Origin of the sequence: Methylobacterium sp. E-025, assembly GCF_022829705.1 — a bacterium.
Lineage (GTDB): Bacteria > Pseudomonadota > Alphaproteobacteria > Rhizobiales > Beijerinckiaceae > Methylobacterium.
Genome location: NZ_JAKSYR010000115.1, coordinates 57126 through 83855 on the forward strand (window position 1 = coordinate 57126; position 26730 = coordinate 83855).

The 26730-nt window shown below is 71.8% G+C and carries 21 protein-coding genes; 12 read left to right on the forward strand and 9 right to left on the reverse strand.

Annotated features, from left to right (window positions below; all coding sequences use genetic code 11):
* Positions 1-58: 58 nt before the first annotated feature.
* From MKK64_RS16360 to MKK64_RS16380, 5 genes are all read right to left on the reverse strand, one after another.
* On the reverse strand, positions 59-1660 hold the full coding sequence (locus tag MKK64_RS16360) for a sulfite reductase subunit alpha (protein WP_243935943.1): 1602 nt from the start codon (positions 1658-1660) through the stop codon (positions 59-61).
* Positions 1657-3441, reverse strand: a complete 1785-nt coding sequence (locus tag MKK64_RS16365) for a NirA family protein (protein ID WP_243935945.1) — start codon at positions 3439-3441, stop codon at positions 1657-1659. The genes MKK64_RS16360 and MKK64_RS16365 overlap by 4 nt, the downstream gene beginning before the upstream one ends.
* 12 nt (positions 3442-3453) lie before the next feature.
* Positions 3454-4731, reverse strand: a complete 1278-nt coding sequence (locus MKK64_RS16370) for an NAD(P)/FAD-dependent oxidoreductase (protein ID WP_243935947.1) — start codon at positions 4729-4731, stop codon at positions 3454-3456.
* 700 nt (positions 4732-5431) lie between these two features.
* Positions 5432-6448, reverse strand: a complete 1017-nt coding sequence (locus MKK64_RS16375; protein ID WP_243935949.1) for a CmpA/NrtA family ABC transporter substrate-binding protein — start codon at positions 6446-6448, stop codon at positions 5432-5434.
* 21 nt (positions 6449-6469) lie between these two features.
* Positions 6470-7057 (reverse strand): ANTAR domain-containing response regulator, encoded by a 588-nt coding sequence (locus MKK64_RS16380; protein ID WP_147729847.1) that lies wholly within the window; start codon positions 7055-7057, stop codon positions 6470-6472.
* A 254-nt stretch (positions 7058-7311) separates the two neighbouring features.
* On the opposite strand from MKK64_RS16380, the gene MKK64_RS16385 reads away from it, so the two are divergent.
* From MKK64_RS16385 to pgl, 6 genes are all read left to right on the forward strand, one after another.
* On the forward strand, positions 7312-7875 hold the full coding sequence (locus tag MKK64_RS16385; RefSeq protein WP_243935952.1) for a hypothetical protein: 564 nt from the start codon (positions 7312-7314) through the stop codon (positions 7873-7875).
* A gap of 174 nt (positions 7876-8049) precedes the next feature.
* Positions 8050-9942, forward strand: coding sequence for a glycoside hydrolase family 15 protein (locus MKK64_RS16390; protein ID WP_147841742.1), 1893 nt, complete (start codon positions 8050-8052; stop codon positions 9940-9942).
* A gap of 22 nt (positions 9943-9964) precedes the next feature.
* Entirely contained in the window at positions 9965-12052 is a 2088-nt protein-coding gene (gene tkt, locus MKK64_RS16395; protein ID WP_243935954.1) for a transketolase, read from the forward strand.
* A gap of 171 nt (positions 12053-12223) precedes the next feature.
* Entirely contained in the window at positions 12224-15073 is a 2850-nt protein-coding gene (locus MKK64_RS16400) for a bifunctional transaldolase/phosoglucose isomerase (RefSeq protein ID WP_243935956.1), read from the forward strand.
* 98 nt (positions 15074-15171) lie between these two features.
* Complete coding sequence (gnd, locus tag MKK64_RS16405) at positions 15172-16152, forward strand: phosphogluconate dehydrogenase (NAD(+)-dependent, decarboxylating) (RefSeq protein ID WP_243933167.1); 981 nt, start codon at positions 15172-15174, stop codon at positions 16150-16152.
* Entirely contained in the window at positions 16149-16880 is a 732-nt protein-coding gene (gene pgl, locus MKK64_RS16410; RefSeq protein WP_243935957.1) for a 6-phosphogluconolactonase, read from the forward strand. Before gnd ends, pgl begins: the two co-directional genes overlap by 4 nt.
* Positions 16881-16934: 54 nt before the next feature.
* Here pgl and MKK64_RS16415 read toward each other — a convergent pair whose 3' ends face one another.
* Positions 16935-17141 carry a hypothetical protein gene (locus MKK64_RS16415; RefSeq protein ID WP_243935958.1) on the reverse strand — a complete coding sequence of 69 codons (207 nt, stop codon included), beginning with the start codon at positions 17139-17141 and terminating at the stop codon, positions 16935-16937.
* A gap of 232 nt (positions 17142-17373) precedes the next feature.
* On the opposite strand from MKK64_RS16415, the gene MKK64_RS16420 reads away from it, so the two are divergent.
* Genes MKK64_RS16420 through MKK64_RS16435 form a run of 4 tightly spaced genes read left to right on the forward strand, consistent with a single transcriptional unit; the run spans position 17374 to position 21429 of the window.
* On the forward strand, positions 17374-18243 hold the full coding sequence (locus MKK64_RS16420) for a putative selenate ABC transporter substrate-binding protein (RefSeq protein ID WP_243935960.1): 870 nt from the start codon (positions 17374-17376) through the stop codon (positions 18241-18243).
* A 7-nt stretch (positions 18244-18250) separates the two neighbouring features.
* Complete coding sequence (locus tag MKK64_RS16425) at positions 18251-18919, forward strand: ATP-binding cassette domain-containing protein (protein WP_243933172.1); 669 nt, start codon at positions 18251-18253, stop codon at positions 18917-18919.
* A complete protein-coding gene (locus MKK64_RS16430; RefSeq protein WP_243935962.1) occupies positions 18916-20460 on the forward strand; it encodes a PhnE/PtxC family ABC transporter permease in 1545 nt (514 codons plus the stop codon). Before MKK64_RS16425 ends, MKK64_RS16430 begins: the two co-directional genes overlap by 4 nt.
* A gap of 15 nt (positions 20461-20475) precedes the next feature.
* On the forward strand, positions 20476-21429 hold the full coding sequence (locus tag MKK64_RS16435; protein WP_243935963.1) for a D-2-hydroxyacid dehydrogenase family protein: 954 nt from the start codon (positions 20476-20478) through the stop codon (positions 21427-21429).
* Positions 21430-21706: 277 nt separating this feature from the next.
* On the opposite strand, the gene MKK64_RS16440 is transcribed toward MKK64_RS16435, so the two are convergent.
* Together MKK64_RS16440 and MKK64_RS16445 are read right to left on the reverse strand one after the other, a co-directional pair.
* Positions 21707-22930 carry an ABC transporter substrate-binding protein gene (locus tag MKK64_RS16440; protein ID WP_243935964.1) on the reverse strand — a complete coding sequence of 408 codons (1224 nt, stop codon included), beginning with the start codon at positions 22928-22930 and terminating at the stop codon, positions 21707-21709.
* A gap of 151 nt (positions 22931-23081) precedes the next feature.
* Entirely contained in the window at positions 23082-24425 is a 1344-nt protein-coding gene (locus MKK64_RS16445; RefSeq protein ID WP_243933173.1) for an Nramp family divalent metal transporter, read from the reverse strand.
* A gap of 245 nt (positions 24426-24670) precedes the next feature.
* On the opposite strand from MKK64_RS16445, the gene mntR reads away from it, so the two are divergent.
* Positions 24671-25123 carry a manganese-binding transcriptional regulator MntR gene (gene mntR / locus MKK64_RS16450; protein ID WP_147727183.1) on the forward strand — a complete coding sequence of 151 codons (453 nt, stop codon included), beginning with the start codon at positions 24671-24673 and terminating at the stop codon, positions 25121-25123.
* 95 nt (positions 25124-25218) lie between these two features.
* On the opposite strand, the gene MKK64_RS16455 is transcribed toward mntR, so the two are convergent.
* On the reverse strand, positions 25219-25662 hold the full coding sequence (locus MKK64_RS16455) for a DUF488 family protein (RefSeq protein WP_147727184.1): 444 nt from the start codon (positions 25660-25662) through the stop codon (positions 25219-25221).
* Between the two features lie 203 nt (positions 25663-25865).
* On the opposite strand from MKK64_RS16455, the gene MKK64_RS16460 reads away from it, so the two are divergent.
* Positions 25866-26726, forward strand: a complete 861-nt coding sequence (locus MKK64_RS16460; RefSeq protein WP_243933174.1) for a glycoside hydrolase family 25 protein — start codon at positions 25866-25868, stop codon at positions 26724-26726.
* Positions 26727-26730: the final 4 nt, after the last annotated feature.

Here is a 26730-nt window from a genome sequence, read left to right on the forward strand (position 1 = left end):
GGGCCGGGCTCTGCCAGAGCTGCCCTTCCCGCGCGAGCGGGAGGGCGGCCCTGTCGGCTCAGTACACGTCGGCTTGGTAGCGCCCGGCCTTCTTCAGCGCGCCGAGATAGGCCACCGCCTCGTCGGGGGATTTGCCGCCGTGCTGGGCGGCGACGTCGATGATCGCGCGCTCCACGTCCTTGGCCATGCGCTTGGCGTCGCCGCAGACGTAGAAGTGGGCGCCCCCCTCCAGCCACTTCCACAGGTCGGCGCCGTTCTCGCGCATGCGGTCCTGGACGTAGGTCTTCTCGGTGCCGTCGCGCGACCAGGCCAGCGACAGGCGCGTCAGCACCTTGTCGTCGCGCATCCGGGTGAGCTCGTCCTTGTAGAAGAAGTCGCTCGCCTGGCGCTGGTGGCCGTAGAACAGCCAGTTGCGCCCAGGCGCCTGCGTCGCGGCGCGCTCGCGCAGAAAGGCCCGGAACGGCGCGATGCCGGTGCCGGGGCCGCACATGATCACGTCGGTGGCGAGGTCCTTCGGCAGCCCGAAGCCGTGCGCCTTCTGCAGGTAGATCTTCGCCCGGGTCTGCTCGGGCATGCGCTCGCCGAGATGCGTCGAGGCGACGCCGAGCCGGAGGCGCGAGCGGTGGTTGTAGCGCACCGCGTCCACCGTCAGCGAGACCTTGCCCGCATCCATCTTCGGCGAGGACGAGATCGAGTAGAGCCGCGGCTGCAGCTCGTCGAGGGATTCGAGGAAGACCTCGGCGTCCGGGCGCGCACCGGGAAACTTGTGCAGGGCGCCGAGCACGTCGAGATAGGCGGCGTCGCCGTCCGGGTCCTCGCCGGCCGAGAGCGCCTTGGCCTTCCGCCGGGCCTCGCCGGAGGTCAGCAGCGAGAGCAGCTGGTAGAGCCCGTCGGGGGCGGCGCCGAGCGAGTAGTCGGCGATCAGCCGGTCGCGCAGGGTCTTGCCGCCGATCACCCGCTCGGGGCGGGCGCCGAGCTCGGCGATCACCGCGTCGGCGAGCGCCGGCGCGTTGGCCGGGAACAGGCCGAGCGAATCGCCGGCCTCGTAGCTGATCGGCGTGTCCCTAAGGTCGAACTCGACGTGCCACGTCTCCTTCTCGCCGCCCGGCTCGTTGAGCCGGCGGCGGCCGAGGAAGATCGCCTCCACCGGGTTCTCGCGGCAGAAGCCGAGGGGGCCGAGGTCGGCGGCCTTGTCCGCCGCCGCCTCGCCTGCGGCCGCGGCCGGCGCGGCGGCGTCGCCCGTGCCGAACTCCTCGTCGAGCTTCTTCAGCATCCGGAGCGTCTCCTTGCCGCCGGGCTGGCAGAGGTTCAGACGCGCCTCGCTCTTGAGGAAGATGGCGTTGGCGTAGTCGGCGCAATTGTAGCCGCACTGGCCGCAATCCTGCTGCGCCATCGCCGCCATGAGCTTCTGCGGCTCGGGCCGGGCTTTGGCCATCTCCATGCGCTCGGTGATCGGCAGCGACGGGTCGTGCCAGGGCGCGTCGTCGTTGTCGGCGAGCTTGGGGCCGCCGGCCATGTCGCCGGGGGCCAGGGCGGTGGCGCCCTCGACCGCCGGGCCGAGGAGGGCGGCGAAGTAGCCCGACAGCCACGAGCGCTGGTCGGCGGAGAACGGGGCGTTCTCGGGGACGAGGACGAGGGGGGGAGAGACGTGCTCGCTCATGCGGCTGCCTTGAGGGCTGGCTGGTCTTCGGCAAGGTCGCGCAGGGCTTCCGGCCCGGTGCGCGCCGTGAAGGTCTGGAAGCTCTCGTCCGGCCCGGTGCGGCGGGCGAGGTAGGTGCGCAGCAGCGCCTCGACGCGGGACGGCGCGTCCTCCGCCTTGATCGCGGTCCAGATCTCGGTGCCGATCTTCGGGTTCTCGGCGAAGCCGCCGCCGACCACGACGTCGTAGCCCGGAACGGTGTCGCCCTCCTCCGAGACCACCACCTTGGCACCGATCAGGCCGATGTCGCCGATGTAGTGCTGGGCGCAGCTGTGGTGGCAGCCGGTGACGTGCACGTTCACCGGCACGTCGAGCTCCGGCAGCGCGGCCTCGACGTGGTCGGCGATGATCATCGCGTCGCCCTTGGTGTCGGCGGCGGCGAACTTGCAGCCGTTCGAGCCGGTGCAGGCGACGAGCCCCGCACGGATGCCGGCGGCCTTCGTGGTGAGCCCGAGCGCCTGCACCCGCGCCTCCACCTCGGCGACCTTGGCGTCGGGCACGCCGGAGAACAGGAAGTTCTGCCAGACCGTCATGCGGATCTGCCCGTCGCCGCATTCCTGCGCGATCCGCGCGAGCGCGCGGACCTGGTCGCTCATGATCTTGCCGACCGGCAGGATCACGCCGACCCAGTTCAGCCCGGGCTGGACCTGCGCATGCACGCCGACATGGGCGAACCGGTCGGTGGTGCGGCGCGGCGCGACGTGGGCGGGGTCGACCCGGTCGAGCTTGCGCCCGAGCTTCTCCTCGACGGCGGCGAGGTACTTGTCGAAGCCCCAGGCGTCGAGGACGTACTTCATCCGCGCCTTGTTGCGGTTGGTCCGGTCGCCGTTCTCGATGAACACCCGGATGATCGCATCCGAGACCGCGTTGCAATCCTCCGGCCTCAGCACGATGCCGGTGTCGCGGGCGAGGTCCCGATGGCCGGAGATGCCGCCGAGCACCAGGCGCATCCACACGCCCGGCGCGACGCCCGCGCCCTCCAGCACCTCGATCGCCTGGAAGCCGATGTCGTTGGTCTCCTCCAGCACCGCGACGATGCCGCCGCCGTCGAAGGCGACGTTGAACTTGCGCGGCAGGCCGTAGAGCGACTGGTCGTTGATGATCCAGTTGTTCCAGGACTTGGCGAGCGGACGCGTGTCGAGGAGCTCCTGGGCGTCGATCCCGGCGGTGGGCGAGCCGGTGACGTTGCGGATGTTGTCGGCGCCCGCGCCGCGCGCCGTCAGCCCGATGTCGACGAGCCCGTCGAGGAAGGGCTGGGCATGCTCGGGCGCGATGTGGCGCACCTGGAGGTTCGCCCGCGTGGTGACGTGGACGTAGCCGCCGCCATGCGCGTCGGCGAGGTCGGCGACGCCGGAAAACTGCCAATGGTGCAGGATGCCGTTGGGGATGCGCAGGCGCGCCATGAACGAGGTCTGGTTCGGGGCGACCCAGAACAGGCCGTGGTAGCGCCAGCGGAAGTTGTCCTCCGGCTTCGGAGCCTTGCCGGTGGCGGCCTCCACCTTCAGCCGGTTGTGGCCCTCGAACGGGTTCTCCGCGCGCTTCCACTTCTCCTGCTCGCAGAGCTTGCCGCCGGCCTTCACCGTGCGGTCCTGCGCCTTGATGTGGATCGCGTCCGGCCCGGTCGGCTCGGGCGGCGGACCGCCCTGGCCGAGGGCGAGGCCGCCGGTGAGACGGGCGGCGGCGACGCCCGAGGCGAAGCCTTCGAGGTAGCGTTGCTGTTCGGCGTTGAAGTCTTCAGCCATGGTCTGCCTCCTTCACGCTGCCAGATTCTTGGCGAGGGGTTCGGCCGGGGGCGCCGCGGGGCGCCCGAACATCAGGTCGTCGATCTGATCCCCCACCGGCGCGCCGGTGCGGATCAGGGTCTTGCACAGGCCCTGCTCGCCGATGTCGCCGACGAAGACTGCGCCGATCAGGCGGTCGCGCTCGACCAGGAGCTTGCGGTAGAGGCCGGCGCCCGGATCGCTCATCACGATCGCCTCCGCGGTGTCGGGCGTGTCGACCACGCCCGCGGAGAACACCGGCAGCCCCGAGACCTTGAGGCTCGTCGAGAGCGCCGTGCCGGAATACTGGGCCTCGAGCCCGGAGAGGTGGCGGCTCAGGGTCTCGGCATGCTCGTAGGCCGGCTCGACGAGGCCGTAGACCATGCCGCGATGCTCGGCGCATTCGCCGAGCGCGAAGATCCGCGGGTCCGAGGTGGTCATCCGGTCGTCGACCTTGATGCCGCGCCCGGTCTCGATCCCCGCGCCCTGCGCCAGGGCGAGGTTCGGGCGCACGCCCACCGACATGACGACGAGATCGGCCGGCAGCACCGTGCCGTCGGCCAGGATCAGGCGCTCGACGCGGCCGTCGCCCTCGACGCGGTCGGTGTCGGCGTTGAGCAGGACCTTGACGCCGCGCGCCTCCATCGCCCGGCGGACCAGGGCGGCCGCGGAATGATCGAGCTGCCGCTCCATCAGCCGGTCCATGACGTGGAGCAGGGTGGTGTCGACGCCGAGCCGCGCCAGCCCGACCGCCGCCTCGAGCCCGAGCAGGCCGCCGCCGATGACGATGGCCTTGGCGTGCTGGACCGCCGCCTTCCGGATCGCCGACACGTCCGCCAGGTCGCGGAACGTGATGATGCCGGGTAGGTCCATCCCGGGCTTGGGCAGGCGGATCGGCACGGAGCCGACCGCGAGCACCAGCTTGTCGAACGGCAGGACGTGGGTCTCGCCGACCACGACCAGCGCGTTCTCGCGGTCGACCTGCGTGGCGGGGGCGCCGGTGATCAGGCGGATGCCGTGGCTCTCGTACCAGTCGATCCCGCGGAAGGCGCAAGCCGCCTCGTCGACCTCGCCGCCGAGGAGCGAGGACAGCAGCACCCGGTTGTAGGCGGCCACCGGCTCGGCGCCGACCACGGTGACGTCGTAGCGGCCGGGCGACCCTTCGGTCAGCCGCTCGAGAAACCGCAGCGAGGCCATGCCGTTGCCGACCACGACGAGCCTCTCGCGCGGGATCTCCGCGGCTGGAACCTGATCCGTCTGGGCTGTGAGCATCGGTGGAAGGGTCTCGTCCTCGATTGCGCCGGGCACGTCCGCCACGAAAAAAGCCGCCGCCGATCGACCTCCCGGCAAGCGTCGCCGCCCGCGAGGAGACATCGGTTCAGCGGCCTCGCTGACGGTGCTGCCCGTCGTCGTTGACGGGTCGGATCACCTCAGCAGGTTCCGTGCCAGTTCGGCGGGACGAGGCTCGCGCGCTCTGCCGGGCACGGCCGAGCGGTCGGTGCCCGGTTTCGCGCGGAGGATGTGCGCTGCACAAAGATGAGGCGAATGAAGCCCGATCGGGCAGGGGCCCGCGATGCACCCTCGACTCGACCGCGCAGCGTCGCGGGCCCGTCGACCGCGGGAAGGACGCTCGGCGGGGGGGGCGCGAGCGTCCAGGAGGCTTGTGCCCGGGGGTCGGCTAGATGAGGGTCGAGAGGGCTGCCATCAGGCCGACGACGGGGACGGCGCCGATGAGGAGGACCCACCGCCAGGGGTGCGCTGCCCGCGCCCGCCGGTTGTCGTTCATCGCCCGGGGCGCGCGGCCCCGGTGCCGGACATAGGCCGAGAGGTCCACGCGTCCGCGCGAGGCGGGAATGGACGAGGCGGTGTCGAGCTTGCGGCAACCTGGCATGGCATGACGATAACGACGTCGCGGCCTCCGCGTTCCGTTTCCTCGCAGGCGATTCCGTCGGATGCGGGCGTCCCGCAGGTCTCAGGCGGGGGATAGTCCGGCCGCCGCGTAGAGATCCGGGCGGTAGACCGCCTCCGCGGCGGGCAGGAGGTCGTCGAGCGGCCCCTGCCCTGCCGCCTTCATCTGCGCCAGCACCCAGCCGGCATGCGCGGCGCGCGGCTCCTGCGCCGCCGCGTCGAGGCGCAGGTAGTCGGGGGCCTCGCGCTGCAGACCCGTCCCGTCGAGGACGATCGTGCCCTCGAGGGTGCGGGCGATCAGGGCGGGATCGAGGTTGAGATAGGCCCGCCGCGCGAGTCGGTGGGCGAGCTCGGAGCGGTTCGCCGGGTCCGCGCACCAGCGCCCTGCCCTGGCGACGGCCCGCACCAGGGCGGGGATCGCGCCGTCGAGCCGCGGCGCGACCGCGAGGACCTTCTCGGGCGCGTCCGGCGCCACCTCGCAGCCGAGCGCGGCGATGCGCCCGAGGCCGGCCGCGACCGCGGCCGCGTTCCAGGGCGCGCCGGCGCAGAAGCCGTCGACGATCCCGCGCGACAGCGCCTCGACGCTGTGCTGGGGCGGCACCGCCACCAGCCGGACGGCGGCCGGGTCGAGGCCGCCGGCCTCGGCGAACAGCCGGAGCTGATAGGTGTGCGAGGAGAACGGGTGGACGGTGCCGAGCGTCAGCGGCTTGCCGGCCTGCCTCCCCGCGCGCGCGACCCGGGCGAAGGCGCGGGCGACATCGGCGAGGCGCTCGCTCTCGGGCGCCATCGCCGCCCAGAGGCTGCCGGACAGGGTGATCGCGTTGCCGTTCAGGCTGAGCGACAGCGGCACGATCAGGTCGGAGGGCGGCCCCGACAGCCCGAGCGCGCTCGCCAGCGCCAGCGGCGCCAGGATGTGCGCGGCGTCGAGGTAGCCGAGCGCCAGCCGGTCGCGCAGCGTCGCCCAGGACGGCTCGGCGGTGAGGTCGAGATCGAGCCCTTCGGCGCGGGCGAAGCCCATCTCGTGGGCGGCGATCACGGGGGCCGCGTCGCAGAGGGGCACGTAGCCCAGGTGAAGTCTCATCTGCGAAGTCTCATCGCGCCCTCATCCGAGCAGGTCGGCCGCGGTGACGATCGCCCGCGCGATGTCGGCGATCTTCCGCTTCTCGTTCATCGCCTTCTTGCGCAGCTGCTTGTAGGCCTCGTCCTCGGACAGGCCCTTCATGCTCATGAGGATGCCCTTGGCGCGCTCGATCAGCTTGCGGTCGGCGAGCTCGCCCCGCGCCTCCGACAGCTCCCGTTGCAGCCGCGAGAACGCGTTGAAGCGCAGGATCGCGATGTCGAGGATCGGCTTGATCCGCTCGGGCCGCAGGCCGTCGACGACGTAGGCCGAGATCCCGGCATCGACCGCCGCCTGCATCATCGTGGCGTCCGAGCGGTCGACGAACATCGCCACCGGCCGCTCGACGTGGCGCGCGACCCCCGACATCTGCTCCAGGATGTCGCGGCTCGGGCTCTCCAGGTGGATCACCACCACGTCGGGGGCGAGCGCGGCGACGCGCTCCATCAGGTCGGCGGTGTCGGCCATCACCACGACGCGGCCGATCCCGGCGGCGCGCAGGCCCTCCTCCAGGATCGCGGCACGCGCCCGGCTCGGATCGATCACGGCGACGGTGAGGCTGGTTTCGGTCATCGGGGCCCGGCGTTGGGCGGCAAACGGGGCAGCAAGACGGGGCAGCAAGTCGGAGCGTGGCCGCGACGCATGCCGCCGGCCGTGTCGCAAGGCAAGCGGCGTGCCCCGTTCCGGCGGAAGCGCCGCGCCGAGGCGCTCGCCCCGCGGCCCTGATCGCGCCGCGCAACCGAGCGGAAAGGAAACGGTCCAGCTTCCGCCGCAAATGCAGGGCATCTCTGTGGCCGTCGCGACGGTGCGGAGGTTCGAAGGATCGGATGTCGAAGCCAGACCCCTTCGCGGCCCTCGACGGTGGCGGTTCCGGCCGCCTCTCCCTCCCCTTCCTCCCGACCCTGGTGACGGCGCTCGTCCTCGGCGCGGGCTCGCTGATCTGCCGCGAGCCGGCTCCGACGCCGCCCGCTCCGGTTCCGGCGGCCTCGGTCGCGCCCCACGCCTTCCATGCGGCGGCTCCGGTCGAGGCCGCCCTGCCCCGGTTGCCGGCCGCCATCGCCTTCGCGCAGGTGCCGCCGAGCTTCGTCCTGCCGGAGATCCGCACCGCGGCCGCCCCGCATCCGGTCGCCCGGGTGGCGACCGCCGCGCCGCTCCGGCGCGCCTGCACCGCCCCGCGCTGCGCGGAGGGGCCGCCGCGCCGGCCCGACCCGTTCTCCGAGATCGTCCGGCCCGCGCCCGTCGAGGCGCAGGCCCGCGACGGCCTGCTGCCGGACCTCGCCCTCCCCTTCGCCCCGGCCGCGCGCGTCGTCGGGGATGCCGCCGCCTACCTGCGCAGCGGGGCCTCGTCGCTCGGCAGCTCGGTCGCGCTCCTGGTCGACCGCCTCAACTGAGGCGGCCCGGAATCCCGCGCGATGCTGCAGTGCGGCCGCCCGACCGGGGCCGCGATCCGACCCGCACCGCCCCCACCATCGGATTTCCCGGGCGCGCCCTGGACCGCATCGCGTCGTCGACCTAGGTGCAGTGCATCGGACGGCTGCTGTCGCCGGCCGCGACGGATCCGCTTCATGGCCGCACGCATCGAGGATTACGCGCTCATCGGCGACGGCCGCACCGCCGCGCTGATCAGCCGGCAGGGCAGCGTCGACTGGCTGTGCTGGCCGCGCTTCGATGCCTCCGCCCTGTTCGCCTCCCTCCTCGGCACCGAGGAGCACGGATTCTGGCGCCTCGCGCCGCAGGCCGGGCATGTCGAGACCACCTGGGCCTACCGCGAAGGCAGCCTCGTTCTGGAGACCCACCACAAGACCCGCGAGGGCGAGGTCCGGGTCATCGACTACATGCCCGCCGGCGACGGATCGCACCTGATCCGCCTCGTCGAGGGGCTGCACGGACGCGTCGCGATGCGCATGGATCTCGCGATGCGCTTCGATTACGGCTCGGCCGTGCCGTGGGTGTCGCACAACGAGCTCGGCGACCTCCGGGCGATCTCGGGCCCGCACAAGGCGGTCCTGCGCACCAAGGCGCATCTCAGGGGCCATGGGCAGACCACGGTCTCGGAGTTCACGGTCCATGCCGGCGAGTCGGTCGCCTTCACCCTGAGCTACGGCGCCAGCCACGAGGACGACCCGCCCCCGATCGAGCCGCGCAAGGTGCTGGCCGCCACCGACCAGTTCTGGCGGGACTGGTCCGACCGCTGCGCGAAGGGCACGCCCTGGGACGCGATGCTGAAGCGCTCGCTCCTGACGCTGAAGGCGCTGATCTACATGCCGACCGGCGGCATCGTGGCCGCGCCCACGACCTCTCTGCCGGAGTCGCTCGGCGGCGTCCGCAACTGGGACTACCGGTTCTGCTGGCTGCGCGACTCGACCTTCACCCTGATGGCGCTGATGGATGGCGGCTTCCTCGAGGAGGCGCGGGCGTGGCGCGACTGGCTGCAGCGCGCGGTGGCCGGGAATCCGGAGCAGGCGCACATCCTCTACGGCATCGCCGGCGAGCGGCTGCTGCCCGAGATCGAGCTCGATTGGCTGCCCGGCTACGAGGGCTCGAAGCCTGTCCGGGTCGGCAACGCCGCGGTGTCGCAGTTCCAGCTCGACGTCTACGGCGAGCTGTTCGACGCGCTCTACCAGGCGCGGATGCGCGGCATGCCGACCGACAAGGACGGCTGGCGCGTGGGCCTGGCGATCATCGCACATCTGGAGAAGGTCTGGAGCGAGCCGGACGAGGGCATCTGGGAGGTGCGCGGCGGCCGCAAGCACTTCGTCCATTCGAAGGTCATGGCCTGGGTCGCCTTCGACCGCGCGATCCGCAGCCACGCCGGCCAGCCCGGCGCCCCCGACGCACCGGTCGCGCGCTGGAAGGCGATCCGCGACCGGATCCACGCGGAGGTGTGCGAGAAGGGGTTCGACCCGGAGCTCAACAGCTTCGTGCAGTATTACGGCTCGAAGCAGCTCGATGCGAGCCTGCTGCTGATCGCCCATATGGGCTTCCTGCCCCAGGACGACCCGCGCGTGGTCGGCACCGTCGAGGCGATCGGCCGGGACCTGATGCGCGACGGCTTCATCCTGCGCTACGACACGCAAGGGCAGACCACGGACGGGCTGCCCGGCAACGAGGGCGCGTTCCTGCCCTGCACGTTCTGGTACGCCGACAACCTGATCGGCCTCGGCCGCCGCGCGGAAGCCCGCGCGCTGATCGAGCGCCTGATCGGCATCTGCAACGACCTCGGGCTCGTGTCCGAGGAGTACGACGGGAAGGCCCAGCGGCTGGTGGGCAACTTCCCTCAGGCGTTCACGCATGTTGCGCTCGTGAACACCATCCTCAATTACAGCCGGGCCGAAGGGCCTGCGAAGGAGCGGGGCGGCGCCGACGATTCGGATGCGCCCGCCGGCCGCGGGCCGGGCGCGCAAGTTTCGCGTGAGCACGATCCGCGCGCGGTCGCGAGCAGTCTCGCGCCGCAGTGACGACAACGGGAAAGACGACACCATGAGCGGAGCAGACACCGCGCCCAAGACGGCGCTTTCCGAGATCGACAAGCTCTCGATCGACACGATCCGCACGCTGGCGATCGATGCGGTGCAGAAGGCGAATTCGGGACATGCCGGCGCGCCGATGGCGCTGGCGCCGGTCGCCTACACCCTGTGGAACCGCTACCTGCGCTACGATCCGGCGCATCCGCACTGGCCGAACCGCGACCGCTTCGTGCTGTCCTGCGGACACGCCTCGATGCTGCTCTATTCGCTGCTGCACCTCGCCAACGTGGCCGAGACCGACGGCGGCAACGCGCCGGCCGTGACGCTCGACGACATCAAGTCCTTCCGCCAGCTCGACAGCCGCACCCCCGGCCACCCGGAATACCACTTCACCACCGGCGTCGAGACCACCACCGGGCCGCTCGGCCAGGGCGTGGCGAACTCCGTCGGCATGGCGATGGGCGGCCGCTACCTCGGCGAGCACCTGAACAAGCCCGACCTGCCGCTGTTCGACTACAACGTCTACGCGATCTGCTCGGACGGGGACCTGATGGAGGGCGTCGCCTCCGAGGCCGCCTCGATCGCCGGGCACCTGCGCCTGTCGAACCTGTGCTGGATCTACGACAACAACACCATCACCATCGAGGGCCACACCGAGCTGGCCTTCGGCGAGGAGGTCGCCACCCGGTTCCTCGCCTACGGCTGGCAGGTGCTGCGGGTCGCCGACGCCAACGACGTGCACGCGATCTCGGCCGCGATCGAGACCTTCCTGCAGTCGAGCGACCGGCCGACCATCATCGTCGTCAACTCGATCATCGGCTTCGGAGCGCCCAAAAAGCAGAACACCGCGAAGGCCCACTCGGACGCGCTCGGCGAGGACGAGGTCAAGGGCGCCAAGCGCGCCTACGGCTGGCCGGAGGACGCGCAGTTCCTGGTGCCGGACGGGGTGCAGCAGAACTTCGCCGACAACATCGGCAAGCGCGGGGCCGAGCTCTACGACCAGTGGCAGGGCTTCCTGACGGCGGCCAAGGACGCCGACGCCGAGCACGCGGAATCGCTCGACGCCTTCTTCGAGGGCCGCCTGCCCGAGGGCTGGGACCGGGACATCCCGGTCTTCGAGCCCGATGCCAAGGGGCTCGCGACCCGCGAATCCTCCGGCAAGGTGCTGAACGCCATCGCCCAGCACGTGCCGTTCATGCTCGGCGGCTCGGCCGACCTCGCGCCGTCGAACAAGTCGAACCTCACCTTCGAGGGGGCGGGCTCGCTCACCCCGTTCGAGCCGGGCGGCCGCAACATCCACTTCGGCGTGCGCGAGCACGCCATGGGCTCGATCGTGAACGGGCTCGGGCTCTCCGGCCTCCGGGCCTACGGCGCGACCTTCCTGGTCTTCGTCGACTACATGCGCCCGGCGGTGCGGCTCGCCTCGCTGATGGAGCTGCCGGTCTTCCACATCTTCACCCACGACTCGATCGGCGTGGGCGAGGACGGGCCGACCCACCAGCCGGTGGAGCAGCTCCTGAGCCTGCGCTGCATCCCCGGGCTCGTGACGCTGCGCCCGGCCGACGCCAACGAGGTGGCCGAAGCCTACCGCGTGATCTTCTCGCTGAAGGATCAGCCGGCGGTGCTGGCCCTCTCGCGCCAGCCGCTGCCGACGATCGACCGCACCAAGTTCGCCAGCGCGTCGGGCGTCGCCAAGGGCGGCTACGTGCTCGCGGGCGGCGACGCCACGCCGGAGGTGATCCTGATCGGCTCGGGCTCCGAGGTGCAGCTCTGCATGCAGGCCTACGAGAGCCTGGTCGCGGAGGGGGTGACGGCGTGCGTCGTCTCGATGCCGTCCTGGGACCTGTTCGAGCGCCAGGACGAGGCCTATCGCGAGAGCGTGCTGCCGCCGGCCGTGCTGGCCCGCGTCGCCGTGGAGCAGGGCTCGGCGATCGGCTGGGACCGCTACGCGGGCTCGGCCGGCACGATCATCGGCATGCACACCTTCGGCTCCTCGGCGCCGATCAAAGACCTGCAGGCCAAGTTCGGCTTCACCCCGGAGAAGGTGCTGCTGGCCGCCCGCGACCAGATCGCCAAGCACCGGGGCGCGCGCAAGCCCTAGCGGCCGCGACCCGGGTCTGCGTTCCGTGCCGGAGCCAAGACCTGGGTCGTGTGTTTGATCCCCAGAACACATCGACCAAGACATACCGACCAAGACAGACCCGCCGAGGCCGGCCGACCAGGCCCGGCCGGCATCGACGACGTGAAGACCGACGATCTGCGAGGCATCGACATGAACGCGCTCAAGGCCCTGCACACCGAACAGGATCAGGCGGTCTGGCTCGACTTCGTCGCCCGCGGCTTCATCGCCAAGGGCGAGCTCAAGGCGCTGGTCGAGAACGACGGCCTGCGCGGCGTCACCTCCAACCCGTCGATCTTCGAGAAGGCCATCGGCCATTCCGACGAGTACGATGCCAGCCTCAAGGGCGTGATGGAGCAGGGCGACAGCCGCGTCATCGACCTCTACGAGGGCCTGGCCATCGCCGACATCCAGGCGGCGGCCGACGTGCTGCGCCCGGTCTACGAGGCGTCCGACGGCGCCGACGGCTACGTCAGCCTCGAGGTGTCGCCCTACCTCGCCCTGCAGACCGAGGAGACGCTGGAGGAGGCCCGCAGGCTCCACAAGGCGGTCGGCCGCGACAACCTGATGGTGAAGGTGCCGGCGACGCCGGAGGGCATCCCGGTGATCCGCCAGCTCACGGCGGAGGGCATCTCGATCAACGTCACCCTGCTGTTCTCGCAGGGCGAGTACGAGAAGGTCGCCCGCGCCTTCGTCGAAGGGCTCGCGGAGCGTGCCCGCAACGGCGGCGACGTCTCGCGGATCGCCAGCGTCGCGAGCTTCTTCATCAGCCGCATCGACGTGCTCGTCGACAAGCTGCTGGACGAGAAGATCGCGGCGGCCAACGACCCCGACCAGAAGGCCGCCCTGGAGCACCTCAAGGGCAAGGTCGCGATCGCCAACGCCAAGCTCGCCTACCAGCGCTACAAGGCGGTGTTCGGGGAGGCCGCGTGGACGGCGCTCGCCGAGAAGGGCGCCAAGGCGCAGCGGCTGCTCTGGGCCTCGACCGGCACCAAGAACAAGGCCTACCGCGACGTGCTCTACGTCGAGGAGCTGATCGGCCCGAACACCGTCAACACCATGCCGCCGGCGACCATGGACGCGTTCCGCGACCACGGCGAGGTCCGCAACGCGATCGAGGAGGACGTGGCCGGGGCGGAGGCCGTGATGGCGCGCCTTTCCGAGGCCGGCATCGACATCGACGCGGTGGCCCGGCAGCTGGTCGAGGAGGGCGTGCAGCTGTTCATCGACGCCGCCGACAAGCTGCTCGGCGCGGTCGCCGGCAAGCGCGTGGCGCTGCTCGGCCACCGGCTCGACGGCCAGAGCCTCAAGCTCGGCGACGCGCTCGCGACCGAGACCGGCAAGGCGGTCGAGGCCTGGCGCGCGAGCGGCGCGATCCGCCGGCTCTGGGCGCACGACACCACGGTCTGGTCGGGCGCCGACGAGGACAAGTGGCTCGGCTGGCTCCGCATCGTCGAGGACGAGCTGGAGCGCGCCGACGCCTACGCCGCGCTCTCGGCCTGGGTGCGGAGCCGGGCGTTCAGCGACGTCGTGGTGCTCGGCATGGGCGGGTCGAGCCTCGGCCCGGAAGTGCTCGGCCTGACCTACGGCAACCGCGACGGCTTCCCCAAGCTCTCGATCCTCGACTCGACCCATCCCGACGAGGTCCGTGCGCTCGAGGCCACCCTCGACCTGCCGCGCACGCTGTTCATCGTCGCCTCCAAATCCGGCTCGACGCTGGAGCCGAACGTCTTCCGCGACTACTTCCTGGCGCGGATGAAGGCGGTCGTCGGCGACCGGGCCGGCGCGCATTTCCTCGCGGTCACCGATCCCGGCTCGGCCATGGAGAAGGCGGCCGAGGCCGACGGCTTCCGGCAGATCTTCCACGGCGTGCCGCAGATCGGCGGGCGCTACTCGGTGCTCTCGGCCTTCGGGCTGGTGCCGGCGGCCTGCATCGGCATCGACGTGAAGGATTTCCTGGAGCGGGCGCGGATCATGGTGCGCTCCTGCGGCCCGGCCGTGCCGCCGACCGAGAATCCCGGGGTGCTCCTCGGCGCCGCGATGGGGACCGCGGGGCTGGCCGGCCGCGACAAGGTGACGATCGTCGCCTCGCCGGCGATCGCGAGCTTCGGCGGCTGGGCCGAGCAGCTCATCGCGGAATCGACGGGCAAGCAGGGCAAGGGCCTGATCCCGATCGACGGCGAGCCCGTCGACGTGCCGGCCGCCTACGGCCACGACCGCGTCTTCGTCTACCTGCGCCTCGACGGCCATGCCGACGAGCGCCAGGACGAGACCCTGCGCGGCCTGGAGCGCGACGGTCATCCGGTGGTGCGCATCACCCTCGACACGGTGGAGCAGCTGCCGCAGGAGTTCTTCCGCTTCGAGATGGCGACCGCGGTGGCCGGTGCCCTGCTCGGCATCAACCCGTTCGACCAGCCCGACGTCGAGGCGAGCAAGATCGAGACGAAGAAGCTGTTCGAGGCCGCCGAGGCGAGCGGCGCGCTGCCGCCCGAGACGCCGGTGTTCGAGGACGAGACCATCGCCCTCTACGCCGACCCGGCCAATGCCGGTGCGCTGCCGGCGGCGACGGACGGCCTCGAGGCCGGGCTCAAGGCGCAGGTCGCCCGGCTCAACGCCGGCGACTACCTGGCGCTGCTCGCCTACGTGCCCCGCAACGCGGCGAACCACGCCACGCTGCAGCAGGCCCGCCTCGCGATCCGCGACGCGAAGCACGTGGCGACCTGCCTCGAGTTCGGGCCGCGCTTCCTGCACTCGACGGGGCAGGCCTACAAGGGCGGCCCCGACAGCGGCGTGTTCGTGCAAATCACCGCTGATCCGACCGAGGATCTCGCGATTCCGGGGCGCAAGCTCGGCTTCGGCACGGTGGTCGCGGCGCAGGCGCGCGGCGACCTGTCGGTGCTGTCCGAGCGCGGGCGCCGCGCCTTGCGGATCCACATCAAGGGCGGCGACGTCCCGGCGGGCCTCAAGCGGATCGCCGCGGCCCTGACCGCCGCCGCGGTCTGAGCGACCCGACGCACGATCGCGCCCGGCTCCGCCACGCGGGCGCCGCCGGGCATGAGGGGCCCGACCCCGATAGAGTCTCAAAACGGAGTGCCAAACCAATGCAGCTCGGCATGATCGGCCTCGGCCGGATGGGTGGCAACATCGTCCGGCGCCTCCTCCGCGACGGGCATACCGCGGTGGTCTTCGACCAGAACCCGGAGGCGGTGAAGGCTTTGGTCGAGGCCGGCGCGGTCGGCGCCGACAGCCTGGAGGACTTCGTCGGCAAGCTCGACGTTCCGCGGGCCGCCTGGGTGATGCTGCCGGCCGGCGCCATCACGGAGGGAACCGTCAAGACCCTGTCCGGCCTGATGCAGGCCGACGACGTGATCATCGACGGCGGCAACTCGTTCTACGGCGACGACGTGCGCCGCGCCGGCGAGCTCAAGGGCAAGGGCATCCACTACGTCGACGTCGGCACCTCGGGCGGCGTCTGGGGGCTGGAGCGCGGCTACTGCATGATGATCGGCGGCGACACCGCCGCCGTCGGCAGGCTCGATCCGATCTTCGCGACGCTGGCGCCCGGCATCGGCGACATCCCGCGGACGCCGGGCCGCGAGGGGCGCGACCCCCGCGCCGAGCAGGGCTACATCCATGCCGGCCCGAGCGGGGCGGGCCACTTCGTCAAGATGATCCACAACGGCATCGAGTACGGGCTGATGCAGGCCTATGCCGAGGGCTTCGACATCCTCAAGCACGCCGACAGCGAGAACCTGCCGCCCGAGCGCCGGTTCGACCTCAACCTCGGCGACATCGCCGAGGTCTGGCGCCGCGGCAGCGTGGTCTCGTCCTGGCTCCTCGACCTGACGGCGAACGCGCTGGCGACCGACGAGAAGCTCGACGACTATTCCGGCTACGTCGAGGATTCCGGCGAGGGGCGCTGGACGATCAATGCGGCGATCGAGGAATCCGTCCCGGCCACCGTGCTCTCGAACGCCCTCTACCGCCGCTTCCGCTCGCGCGAGGACGCCTCCTACGCCGACAAGATGCTGTCGGCGATGCGCAAGGGCTTCGGCGGGCACCAGGAGCCCAAGAAGTCATGACGGCCGCGCTGCCGCCCGATGCCGTGGTCCTGCCCGATGCCGACGCCGTGGCCCACGAGGCGGCGGAGCGCCTGATCGCCGCCTGCGAGGCCTCCCGATCCGAGCGGATCGCGATCGCCTTGTCCGGCGGCTCGACGCCGAAGCGGCTCTATGCGCTGCTGGCCGGCCCGGACCATGTCGGCCGCGTGCCGTGGGACCGGGTCCACTGGTTCTTCGGCGACGACCGGGCGGTGCCGTGGGACCACGCCGACAGCAACGTCCGCATGGTCCGCGAGGCCTTCGGCCACGGCACGGCGGTGCCGGCGGCGCACCTGCACTTCATCCCGACCGACGCGGGGCCCGAGGCCGCGGCCGAGACCTACGCGCGCACGCTCCTGGAATTCTACGGCGCCGACCGGCTCGATCCGGGCCGCCCGCTGTTCGACTGCGTCCTGCTCGGGCTCGGCGAGGACGGACACACCGCCTCGCTGTTCCCGGGCAAGCCGGCCCTGTCCGAGACGGCCAGGCTCGTCGCCCCCGTGCCCGAGGCCGGGCTCGCGCCCTTCGTGCCCCGCGTGACGCTGACCTATCCGGCGCTCGCGTCCTCCGCCCTGGTCCTGTTCCTGGTGAGCGGCGAGAGCAAGCGCGCGGCTCTCCGGCGGCTCGCCGCGGGCGAGGATCTCCCGGCCGGGCGGGTGACGAGCCAGGGCCGGATCGCCTGGCTGCTCGATGCGGCCGCGGCCGCGTGACGGGACCGCCCCCGCGGGCCGCCGGCCCCTGACCGGCGGCCCGCGGGGATCGGCTCAGCGATGCCGGCGGTGACGGCGCATCATCGGCCTGCGTGCCGTCATGCTGCCCATGCGCGCGGTCCGATGCTGGCCGGCGAAGGTGCTGTTGCCGGTCGCCGCCGCGTTGTGGTCGAGGCCGTCGCCGGCGGCGGCGTGGCCCGGCAGGCTCGATCCTGCCAGGAGGCCGAGGGCCAGCGTCGCGCCGAGGAGGAGGGTCTTCATGTCGGGATGGCTTTCTCGAGGATGCGATCGTCGTGCCCGAACGGGCTTCGGGCAGGCGGGTATCCATCCGCTCAAGGCATCGTGACCGACGGCACCGGGGGAGATCCGAGGCGGGCGCCTCGCCCACGAAGTCCCGCGGCGGCGATGCATCTGCGGCCATGGCGTCGGGGGGCGGTGCTCTGCTAGGTCAGGCGTCTTCGGGACGGCCGAGAGGGACGCTATGATCGACGGGGTGCGGATTCTGGTCCTGGCGGCGCTCGCCGGCGTCGCCGTCGCGGGGCCGGCCACGGCGCAGGGCGCCAAGCCCGCCTTCGTGTTCACCGGCATCCCCGACCAGGACGAGAGCCGGCTGGTCGAGCGCTTCGGCAAGGTCGCGGCCTACCTCGAAGGCAAGCTCGGCGTGCCGGTGACCTACATCCCGGTGAAGAACTATCCGGCGGCCGTCACCGCCTTCACCAACGGGCAGGTGCAGCTCGCCTGGTTCGGCGGCTTCACCGGCGTGCAGGCCCGCAAGGCCGTGCCGGGCTCGCAGGCGATCGCGCAAGGGGCCGAGGATGCCGCCTTCAAGACCTACCTCATCGCCAACGCGAAGACCGGCCTTGCGAAGGCGGCCGACTTCCCGAAGGCCATCGCCGGCAAGAGCTTCACCTTCGGCTCGCGCGCCTCGACCTCGGGGCGGCTGATGCCGGAATACTTCATCCGGCAGGCCTTTCCCGGCAAGACCCCCGAGCAGGTCTTCCCGACGGTGGGCTTCTCGGGCGATCACAGCCGGACGATCCAGCTCGTCCAGTCGGGGGCCTTCGCCGTCGGCGCGGTCGACTACTCGGTCTGGGATCTCGACACCAAGGCCGGCAAGGTCGACCCCAAGGCGGTCTCGGTGATCTGGGAGAGCCCGACCTTCCCCGACTACCAGTGGACGGTCCGCGGCGACGTCGACGCGATCTACGGCGAAGGCTTCACCGCGCGGCTGAAGGCGGCGCTCGTCGGCATCACCGATCCGGCGATCCTCGCGCCGTTCGGCCGCTCGAAGTTCATCCCCGTCGATAACGCGGCCTATGCGCCGCTGATCGCGGTGGGCCGGTCGACCGGCCTGCTCGACTGACCCGACGATGGCCGAACCTGCGATCCGGCTGACGAACGCGAGCGCCGCCTACGACGGGCGCGCGGTGCTCTCCGGCATCGACCTGACGGTCCGCGCGGGCGAGCGGGTCGCGCTGATGGGGCGTTCCGGCGCCGGCAAGTCGACGCTGATCGGTCTGATCCAGGCGCAGGCCCCGGAGCGGGTCGCCCTGGTGCCGCAGGCGGCCGCGCTCGTGCGGACGCTGTCGGTGTTCCACAACGTCTACATGGGCCGGCTCGACCGCCGCTCGACCCTGCACAACCTGCGCACCCTGGCCTTCCCCGCCGCCGCCGACCTCGCCGAGATCCGCGCGGTGCTGGCCCGCGTCGGGCTGGCGGAGAAGATCCGCGACAAGGCCGGCGCGCTGTCGGGCGGGCAGCAGCAGCGGGTCTCGGTCGCCCGCGCGCTCTACAACGGCCGGCCGATCCTGGTCGGCGACGAGCCGGTCTCGGCGCTGGACCGGATGCAGGGCGCCGCGGTGCTCGCCGAGATGGCCCGCAGCCACGAGACCCTGGTGGTGGCCCTCCACGACGTCGCGCTGGCGCTCGCCCACACCGACCGGATCGTGGTGCTGGATGCCGGCCGCATCGTCCTGGACGCGCCGGCCCGCACCCTCGACGCCGCCGCGCTGAGCCCCTTCTACCAGGCGGCGGCGTGATCGGGCGGCAGCGCTCCGCCCCGGGCTACGCCGCCGTCAGCCGCTGGTTCGCGGCCGCGGCGCTCGCCGCGCTGTTTCTCGCCGACCTGCACGTCACCAGCTTGAACCCCTGGGCCGATCTCCAGCGCCTGCTGGCCGGGCTGATCCGGCCGGACCTGCTCTCGGTGGAGGGCTGGAGCGTCGTCTACACCGTCGCCTTCGCGGTGCTCGGCGTGACGTGTGGGGCCGGCACCGGGTTCCTGCTGGCGATTCCCTTCGCGCGGTTCCGCAGCATCCGCCTCCTCTGCGCCGGGCTCCGCGCCGTGCACGAGCTGTTCTGGGCGCTGCTGCTGATGCAGGTGTTCGGGCTCTCGGCCACCACCGGCATCCTCGCCATCGCCCTGCCCTACGCGGGCATCTGCGCGAAGGTCTATTCGGAGATCATCGAGGAGGCCGACCTCTCGGCCCTGCGGGTGCTGCCCGAGGGCACGGGCAGCGTCTCCGCCTTCCTCTACGCCCGCCTGCCGGAGGTCGCCGGGTCCTTCCGGCACTACACGCTCTACCGCTTCGAATGCGCCATGCGCTCGACCCTGGTGCTCGGCTTCATCGGCCTGCCGACCATGGGGTTCTATCTCGAATCCGCCTTCCGGCAGGGGCGCTACGCCGAGGCCGGCGCGCTGCTCCTGGTGTTCTACGCGCTGATCGGCTCGCGCCGGCTCTGGGTGCGGGTGGGGTCCGTGCCGGTGCTGATCGCGGCGAGCGCGCTGGCGCTGCCGGCCACGATCGGCACCACGAACGTCGGCGCCAGCCTCCTCCGCTTCCTCACCCACGACGTCGTCCCCGCGCCCCTGCGCGGCGCCAGCCTCCTCGATCCCGAAACCCTGCCCCGCCTCTGGGCCTGGTTCGTGCCGATCCTGACCGGGCAGATCCTCCCCGGCGCGGTGCAGACGCTGGTGCTGGCGCAGATCGCCCTCGTCGCCACCGCCCTCGGCGCGCTCGTGCTGTTCCCGCTGGTGTCGCGCCGGTTCTCCGGCCGGTTCGGGTCGCCCGCGGGGCGCGTGCTCCTCGTGGTGCTGCGCTCGACGCCGGAATACATGCTCGCCTACGTGCTGCTGCAGATGCTCGGCCCCTCGATGCTGCCGGCGATCCTCGCGCTGTCGATCCACAACGCCGGCATCATCGGCTATCTGATGGGCCGCCACGCCGACGCGCTGCCCTACCGGGCGGACGCGCCGCGCGGCCTGAACCTCTACGCCTACGAGACCGTGCCGCGGCTCTACGGGCAGTTCCTCGCCTACCTGCTCTACCGCTGGGAGCTGATCCTGCGCGAGAGCGCGATCTTCGGCATCCTCGGCGTCGCGACGCTCGGCTACTACGTCGACGCCGCGATCTCGGAATTGCGCCTCGACGTCGCCGTGGTGCTGATCGCCGCCACCGCCGCGATGACGGTCGCGGTCGACGCCGCGTCGCGGGCGCTGCGGACGGCGTTGCGCATCAACACCCTGCCGACGCGGCTCGCCGACCCCGTGACGGGCCCCCCGCCGGCGCCCGCCCAGGCCTGAGATCGGATGCCAACCATGCTCAACTGCGCGATCCTCGACGACTACCAGGGCGTCGCCACCACGCTGGCGGACTGGTCTCCCGTCCGGGACCGGGTCGCGCTGCGGACCTTCCGCGCGGGCTTCGCGACGCAGGACGCGCTGGTGGCGGCCATCGCCGAGTGCGAGATCGTGGTGATGATGCGCGAGCGCACGCCGTTCCCGGCCGCCCTGCTCGCGCGCCTGCCGAAGCTGAAGCTCCTGGTCACGTCCGGCATGCGCAACGCGAGCATCGACCTCGCGGCGGCCAAGGCACGCGGCATCACCGTCTGCGGCACGGCGAGCGGTTCCGAGCCGCCGGTGGAGCTGACCTGGGCGCTGATCCTGGGCCTCGCCCGCAGCGTCGTGCCGGAGGCGAACGCGCTCCGGGCCGGCGGCTGGCAGACGAGCGTGGGCGCGGATCTCGCCGGCCGCCGCCTCGGCATCCTGGGGCTCGGCAAGATCGGAACCCGCGTCGCCCGCATCGGCCAGGCGTTCGGCATGGCGGTCTCGGCCTGGAGCCCGAACCTCACGGCGGAGCGGGCGGCGGAGGCCGGCGTCGCGCTTGCGCCGTCCAAGGCGGACCTGCTGGCCAGGAGCGACGTGGTCTCGATCCACCTGGTGCTGGGCGAGCGCACCCGCGGGCTCGTCGACGCCGCGGCGCTGGCGCTGATGCAACCCCACGCCCTGTTGATCAACACCGCGCGGGCGGGCCTCGTCGACGGGCCGGCGCTGCAGGCCGCGCTCCGGGACGGGCGGATCGGCGGAGCCGGCCTCGACGTGTTCGAGACCGAGCCGCTGCCGGCGGACTCGCCCTGGCGCAGCCTGCCGAACCTGCTGGCCCTGCCCCATCTCGGCTACGTCAGCGAGGCCAACTACCGCACCTACTTCACCGAGGCGGTGGCCGACATCCAAGGGTTTCTCGACGGCGCGCCGGTGCGGGTGATCGGGTGACGGACGCGATCGTCGCCGGATCGCCCGCGGGTCCCTTCTCCCAGGGGGAGAAGGACACGATGAGGGGCGTGCGTCGTCCGGAGAGGCTGCACCTCTCACGCCGGTTCTCGCGTTCCAGTCTGTCGGATTCGCCCCTTCCGCACCGATGAGCGGACGGGGCAAAGCTTCCCACCCCGAGCGCTTGCGGGTCGAGGCATGGGACCCCTACGGAGAGGTCACGCCCCTCATCCCACCCTTCTCCCCCTGGGAGAAGGCGCCACGGAGCGCTGCCCCGGGCTCACCCCTTCACCAGCGGGCAGCCCCCCTCGGCCAGCGGGCGGAACACCTCGTTGCCGGGGTTGACCGCCAGGACGTTGTAGAGGTCCCACTCGCCCTTCGACTCGGCGGGCTTCTTGACCTCGAACAGGTACATGTCGTGGATCTTGCGCCCGTCGACGCGGATCGTGCCCTTGCCGAAGAGCGGGTCGTCGGTCGGCATCTCCTTCATCTTGGCGACGACGGCGGCGCCGTCCTTGGCCGAATGGAGCGCGGCCACCGCCTTCAAGTAGTGCAGGAAGCCGCCGTAGACGCCGGCCTGGTAGGCGGTGGGCTTGCGGCCGCCGTCGCGCTTCGCGAAGCGCTCGGAGAAGGCGCGGGTCTGGTCGTTCAGGTCCCAGTAGAACGCCTCGGTGAGCGTCAGCCCCTGGGCGATCGTGGTCCCGAGGGCGTGGATGTCGGTCGAGGAGATCAGCAGCGCGGCCAGCGCCTGCCCGCTCTCGCGGATGCCGAACTCGTGCGCCTGCTTGATCGCGTTGGCGGCATCGCCCCCGGCATTGGCGAGCCCGATCACCTTGGCCCCCGACCCCTGCGCCTGGATCAGGAACGACGAGAAGTCGGCGGTCGGGAACGGCGTCTTGACGGTGCCGAGCACCGTGCCGCCGTTCTTGAGCACCACCGCGCGGGTGTCGCGCTCCAGCGCGAGGCCGAAGGCGTAGTCGGCGGCGAGGAAGAACCAGGTGTCGCCGCCGTGCTTCAGCATCGCCTTGCCGTTGCTGGTCGCGAGCGCCACCGTGTCGTAGGTCCAGTGCACGGTGTTGGGGGTGCATTGCGCGCCGGTGAGGTCCGGCGTGCCGCCGCCGGAATTCACGAAGACCTTGTTCTTCTCGCGGGTGATCGCGTTGACGGCCAGCGCCACCGAGGAGGTCGGCACGTCGAACACCGCGTCGACCCCGTCGCGATCGTACCATTGCCGGGTCAGCGCGGCGCCGATGTCGGGCTTGTTCTGGTGGTCGGCGGAGACGATCTCGACGGACAGCCCGTGCTCGGCCGGCTTGAAATCCTCGAGCGCCAGGCGCGCGGCGATCACCGCGCCCTCGCCGGTGGAGTCGGAATAGACCCCCGAGCGGTCGTTGAGCACGCCGATCTTGACGGGCGCGAGGTCCGTCGGGGCGGTCTTCTCCTGTGCGAGCGCCGCGTGCGCGCCGACGAGGCAGGCGGCCGCGGTGACGAGGTGGCGGATCATGGCGTCTCTCCCGAGGGACGCCGCCGGCAGCGTTCATCGCCGCTCGGCCTTCGCGTCCGGACGCCATTGAGCGCGAAAGGCGGCCGCCTGTCAGCCGTCCGTCGTGCCGGATCGGGCCGTGTGTAACCGGGGTGCGCGCGGGCCGGAGGCCTCAGCCGGCCGCCAGCCCCGGGACCGGCACGCCGAACGCCTGCGCCAGCAGGACCGCGTTGAGGCACAGCACGAGGGCCGCGCCCGCCACCGCCGCGACCCGCGTCGCCCGCCGGTTGGCGAAGGCGCCCATCAGGTCCGGGCGGCGGGTGAACAGCACCAGCGCGATCATCGGTACCGGCAGCGCCAGCGACAGCACCACCTGCGAGAGCACCAGCGCGCGGGTCGGGTCGACGCCGATCCCGATCACCACGAAGGCCGGCACCATCGTCGCCAGCCGCCGCACGATCAGCGGTACGCGCCAGCCCAGGAAGCCCTGCATCACCATCTGCCCGGCCATCGTGCCGACCACCGAGGACGAGACGCCGGACGCGATCAGCGAGACCAGGAACGCGCCCGCGGCCGCCGGGCCGAGCAGCGGCGTCAGCGTCCTGTAGGCCTGGTCGATCTCGGCGACCTCGCTGTGGCCGAGGTGGAAGGCGGCCGCCGCCATGATCACCATGGCGATGTTGACCAGGCCGGCGAGCGCCAGCGCCACCACCACCTCGCGGTTCGAGTAGCGCAGGAGCAGGCGCCGGTCGGCGTCGTTGCGGACCCCGCCGCGTCCCTGCGTCAGCCCCGAATGCAGGAACAGCGCGTGCGGCATCACCGTGGCGCCGATGATGCCGACCGCGATGGTCAGCGCCTCGGCGTCCGGGATCCGCGGCGTCGTCAGCCCCCTGGCCGCGTCGGCCCAGGCGATCGGCGCGATGAACAGCTCGATCGCGTAGCAGAGGCCGATGGTCGCCACCATCGCGCCGATGACGATCTCCATCCAGCGGAATCCGCCGCGCTCGAGCAGCAGGATCGCGTAGGTGACGACGGCCGTGACCACCATGCCGGCGAACAGCGGCATCCCGGTGAGCAGGGCCAGGCCGATCGCGCCGCCGAGGAATTCCGCGAGGTCGGTGGCCATCGCGGCGAGCTCGCTCACCGCCCACATCGCGAGCCGCACCGGCCTCGGGAACTCGTCGCGGCAGAGCTCGGCGAGGTTGCGGCCGGTGACGATGCCGAGCTTGGCCGAGAGCGCCTGGAACAGCATCGCCACGAGGTTGGCGGCGAGCACCACCCAGAGCAGGCCGTAGCCGTACTTGGCGCCGGCCTGGATGTTCGTCGCGAAGTTGCCGGGGTCCATGTAGGCGATCGACGCCATCACGGCCGGCCCGGTGAACAGCAGGAAGCGGCCGCGCCCGACGGCCCGCCCGTCGAGCACGTCGCGGATGCGCCGCTCCGTGCGCAGGCTCAGGCTGTCGCGCTGCGGTGCGGTCCGGCCGCCGGCCGGCGTGTCCGCGATGGGTTGGTCCATGAACGTCGCCGCGATCCTGCCCGGCCCCGTGCCGCGCGCTTTATAGCATGAGCTATAAAGATGTGCTCGGGCTCAAGGTCAAGATCGAATCTTGCGCGCGCCCGGGGCTCCCCTTCCGCGCCGCTTTTGCTAAACAGGCTGCCTGCGCCGCAGCCGCCCGGCCTATGGGTGTGATCGCAGGCTTCGGGCGCGAAACCGCAAAGCGTTTCCGCGCGACCTGCCCAAGGGGGGAGAGAGCCGGCACCATGCAGGATCCGCCACGATCCGAGCCCGCGCTCATCGACCCGGAGGTCCATGTCGAGAGCTTCCGGCAGGCCCGCGAGGCCCGGCGCTCCGAGCTCGTCGAGGACTACGTCGAGCTGATCGCCGACCTGATCGGCGACGGCGGCGAGGCGCGCCAGGTCGACATCGCCGCCCGCCTCGGCGTGGCGCAGCCGACCGTCGCCAAGATGCTGAAGCGGCTGGCCGAGGACGGCCTCGTGCAGCAGCGCCCCTATCGCGGCGTGTTCCTCACCGAGGCCGGACGGGCGCTCGCGAGCCAGGCGCGCGAGCGCCACCGCATCGTCGAGCGCTTCCTGTGCGCCCTCGGGGTCAGCCCCGAGACGGCGCGGCGCGACGCCGAGGGCATCGAGCACCATGTCAGCGGCGAGACCCTGGAGGCGTTCCGGCGCTTCTGCGAAGGCCGGCCCGACGCGTGACGCTCGGCGCCTTCGACCCGGGTCGGAGGCATCCGCCGCAGCGGCGGCCCACGTTCGCGCCTGCGGCCGAGCCTCGTCGCCTCCGAAGGCGGATCTCACCCGAACAGGTCGACGGTGGTGAAGCCGCGGGCTTCCAGGCGCTCGGCGAGCACGCGCCGGTGGCAGCGCTCGGGGGCGCGCTCGAAGCAGAGCAGGCAGGTCGGCGCGGCCTCGGCCATCCCAGCGAGCGCATCGAGGGCGAGGCCGCCGTCGGCGGTGTCAAGCACGGCCTCGCAGTAGATCCTGCGCATCAGCGCCGCGTCGTGGCCGCGGGCCGCCTCGCGCCCGGCCTTCGGCGTGCCGAGGCTGCGCAGGTGGGCGTAGGCGAGGCCCGCCTCCTCGATCCCGGCCTTGAGCGCCCCCTTCGAGAACCCGCGCTTGCGCGAGTTGGCGACCGCCCGCACGTCCGCGAGCAGGCCGCATCCGGCCTCGCGGAGGGCGGCGGTCAGGCGCTCCGGATCGAGCCCTTCGTAACCTATGGTGAACAGAACCTTACCCAACCCGAGCCCTCCGAAGAAGCGAGGCGGCAGCGTGACTTAACCCGCGGCGCGCGGGCCGGCGCAGACGCGCTCCACGCGGTCATGTGTCTCGTCCGACACGGGTTCCGGAATTCCGCCGCATTGACGGCAAAAGTCTGTTAACCGCCCCGGGGCCATCGAATAGCTCTGTTGTGGCGCTTCACCAGATGGCGGGCCGGGCATCGATGTCGCTGAGGAATGCTCGTCCCGTGGATCTCGCCTCGACCTCGGCCGGCCTGCGCGCGGTCGCCAAGCGCATCCTGGCGGCGACGCTTCTGGCGAGCCTCGCGGCTTGCGCCTCCAACAACGACTTCTACCCGACGAACGGCGACGCGAAGCCCCATCCGGGCGTCGCGCGGGCCAAGAGCCATCCGATCCAGGGCATCGACATCTCGAAGTGGCAGGGACCGGTCGACTGGGCCTCGGTGCGCGCCGCCGGCACCCAGTTCGCCTTCATCAAGGCGACGGAGGGCGGCGACCACGTCGACGACCGCTTCCGCGCAAACTGGGACGCCGCCGGCCAGGCGGGCGTGCCGCGCGGCGCCTACCACTTCGTGTTCTGGTGCCGCTCGGCCAAGGAGCAGATGGACTGGTTCAAGAAGAACGTCCCCAACGACCCGACCGCCCTGCCCCCGGTGCTGGACGTGGAGTGGAACGGCCATTCGCAGACCTGCCCGAAGAAGCTGCCGAAGGCGCAGGCCCTGGCGATGACGACCTACATGCTCGAGGAGATGGAGCGGTACACCGGCAAGCGGCCGATCATCTACACCGACATCACCTTCCACAAGGACGTGCTCGAGGGCGAGCTGCCGGATTACCCGCATTGGCTGCGCTCGACCGCGGCCGAGCCCGAGCAGCGCTTCGCCAACCGCAAGTGGATGCTGTGGCAGTTCACCTCGACCGGCCGCGTGCCGGGGGTGCGCGGCGACGTCGACCGCAACGCCTTCTACGGGACGCCGGCCGAGTGGGCCTCGTTCCTCTCGACCGATTGCGACCCACGCGAGCACCGCCGCCTCTCCGAGCAGGGCCTCTGCACCGGCAAGTAGAAAG

Excerpts from the sequence above, each read along its gene's own strand:
- MKK64_RS16360 (WP_243935943.1), bottom strand. The coding sequence starts at position 1,660 with ATGAGCGAGCACGTCTCTCCCCCCCTCGTCCTCGTCCCCGAGAACGCC.
- MKK64_RS16365 (WP_243935945.1), bottom strand. The coding sequence starts at position 3,441 with ATGGCTGAAGACTTCAACGCCGAACAGCAACGCTACCTCGAAGGCTTC.
- MKK64_RS16370 (WP_243935947.1), bottom strand. The coding sequence starts at position 4,731 with ATGCTCACAGCCCAGACGGATCAGGTTCCAGCCGCGGAGATCCCGCGC.
- MKK64_RS16375 (WP_243935949.1), bottom strand. The coding sequence starts at position 6,448 with ATGAGACTTCACCTGGGCTACGTGCCCCTCTGCGACGCGGCCCCCGTG.
- MKK64_RS16380 (WP_147729847.1), bottom strand. The coding sequence starts at position 7,057 with ATGACCGAAACCAGCCTCACCGTCGCCGTGATCGATCCGAGCCGGGCG.
- MKK64_RS16385 (WP_243935952.1), top strand. The coding sequence starts at position 7,312 with ATGTCGAAGCCAGACCCCTTCGCGGCCCTCGACGGTGGCGGTTCCGGC.
- MKK64_RS16390 (WP_147841742.1), top strand. The coding sequence starts at position 8,050 with ATGGCCGCACGCATCGAGGATTACGCGCTCATCGGCGACGGCCGCACC.
- tkt (WP_243935954.1), top strand. The coding sequence starts at position 9,965 with ATGAGCGGAGCAGACACCGCGCCCAAGACGGCGCTTTCCGAGATCGAC.
- MKK64_RS16400 (WP_243935956.1), top strand. The coding sequence starts at position 12,224 with ATGAACGCGCTCAAGGCCCTGCACACCGAACAGGATCAGGCGGTCTGG.
- gnd (WP_243933167.1), top strand. The coding sequence starts at position 15,172 with ATGCAGCTCGGCATGATCGGCCTCGGCCGGATGGGTGGCAACATCGTC.
- pgl (WP_243935957.1), top strand. The coding sequence starts at position 16,149 with ATGACGGCCGCGCTGCCGCCCGATGCCGTGGTCCTGCCCGATGCCGAC.
- MKK64_RS16415 (WP_243935958.1), bottom strand. The coding sequence starts at position 17,141 with ATGAAGACCCTCCTCCTCGGCGCGACGCTGGCCCTCGGCCTCCTGGCA.
- MKK64_RS16425 (WP_243933172.1), top strand. The coding sequence starts at position 18,251 with ATGGCCGAACCTGCGATCCGGCTGACGAACGCGAGCGCCGCCTACGAC.
- MKK64_RS16435 (WP_243935963.1), top strand. The coding sequence starts at position 20,476 with ATGCTCAACTGCGCGATCCTCGACGACTACCAGGGCGTCGCCACCACG.
- MKK64_RS16440 (WP_243935964.1), bottom strand. The coding sequence starts at position 22,930 with ATGATCCGCCACCTCGTCACCGCGGCCGCCTGCCTCGTCGGCGCGCAC.
- MKK64_RS16445 (WP_243933173.1), bottom strand. The coding sequence starts at position 24,425 with ATGGACCAACCCATCGCGGACACGCCGGCCGGCGGCCGGACCGCACCG.
- mntR (WP_147727183.1), top strand. The coding sequence starts at position 24,671 with ATGCAGGATCCGCCACGATCCGAGCCCGCGCTCATCGACCCGGAGGTC.
- MKK64_RS16460 (WP_243933174.1), top strand. The coding sequence starts at position 25,866 with ATGTCGCTGAGGAATGCTCGTCCCGTGGATCTCGCCTCGACCTCGGCC.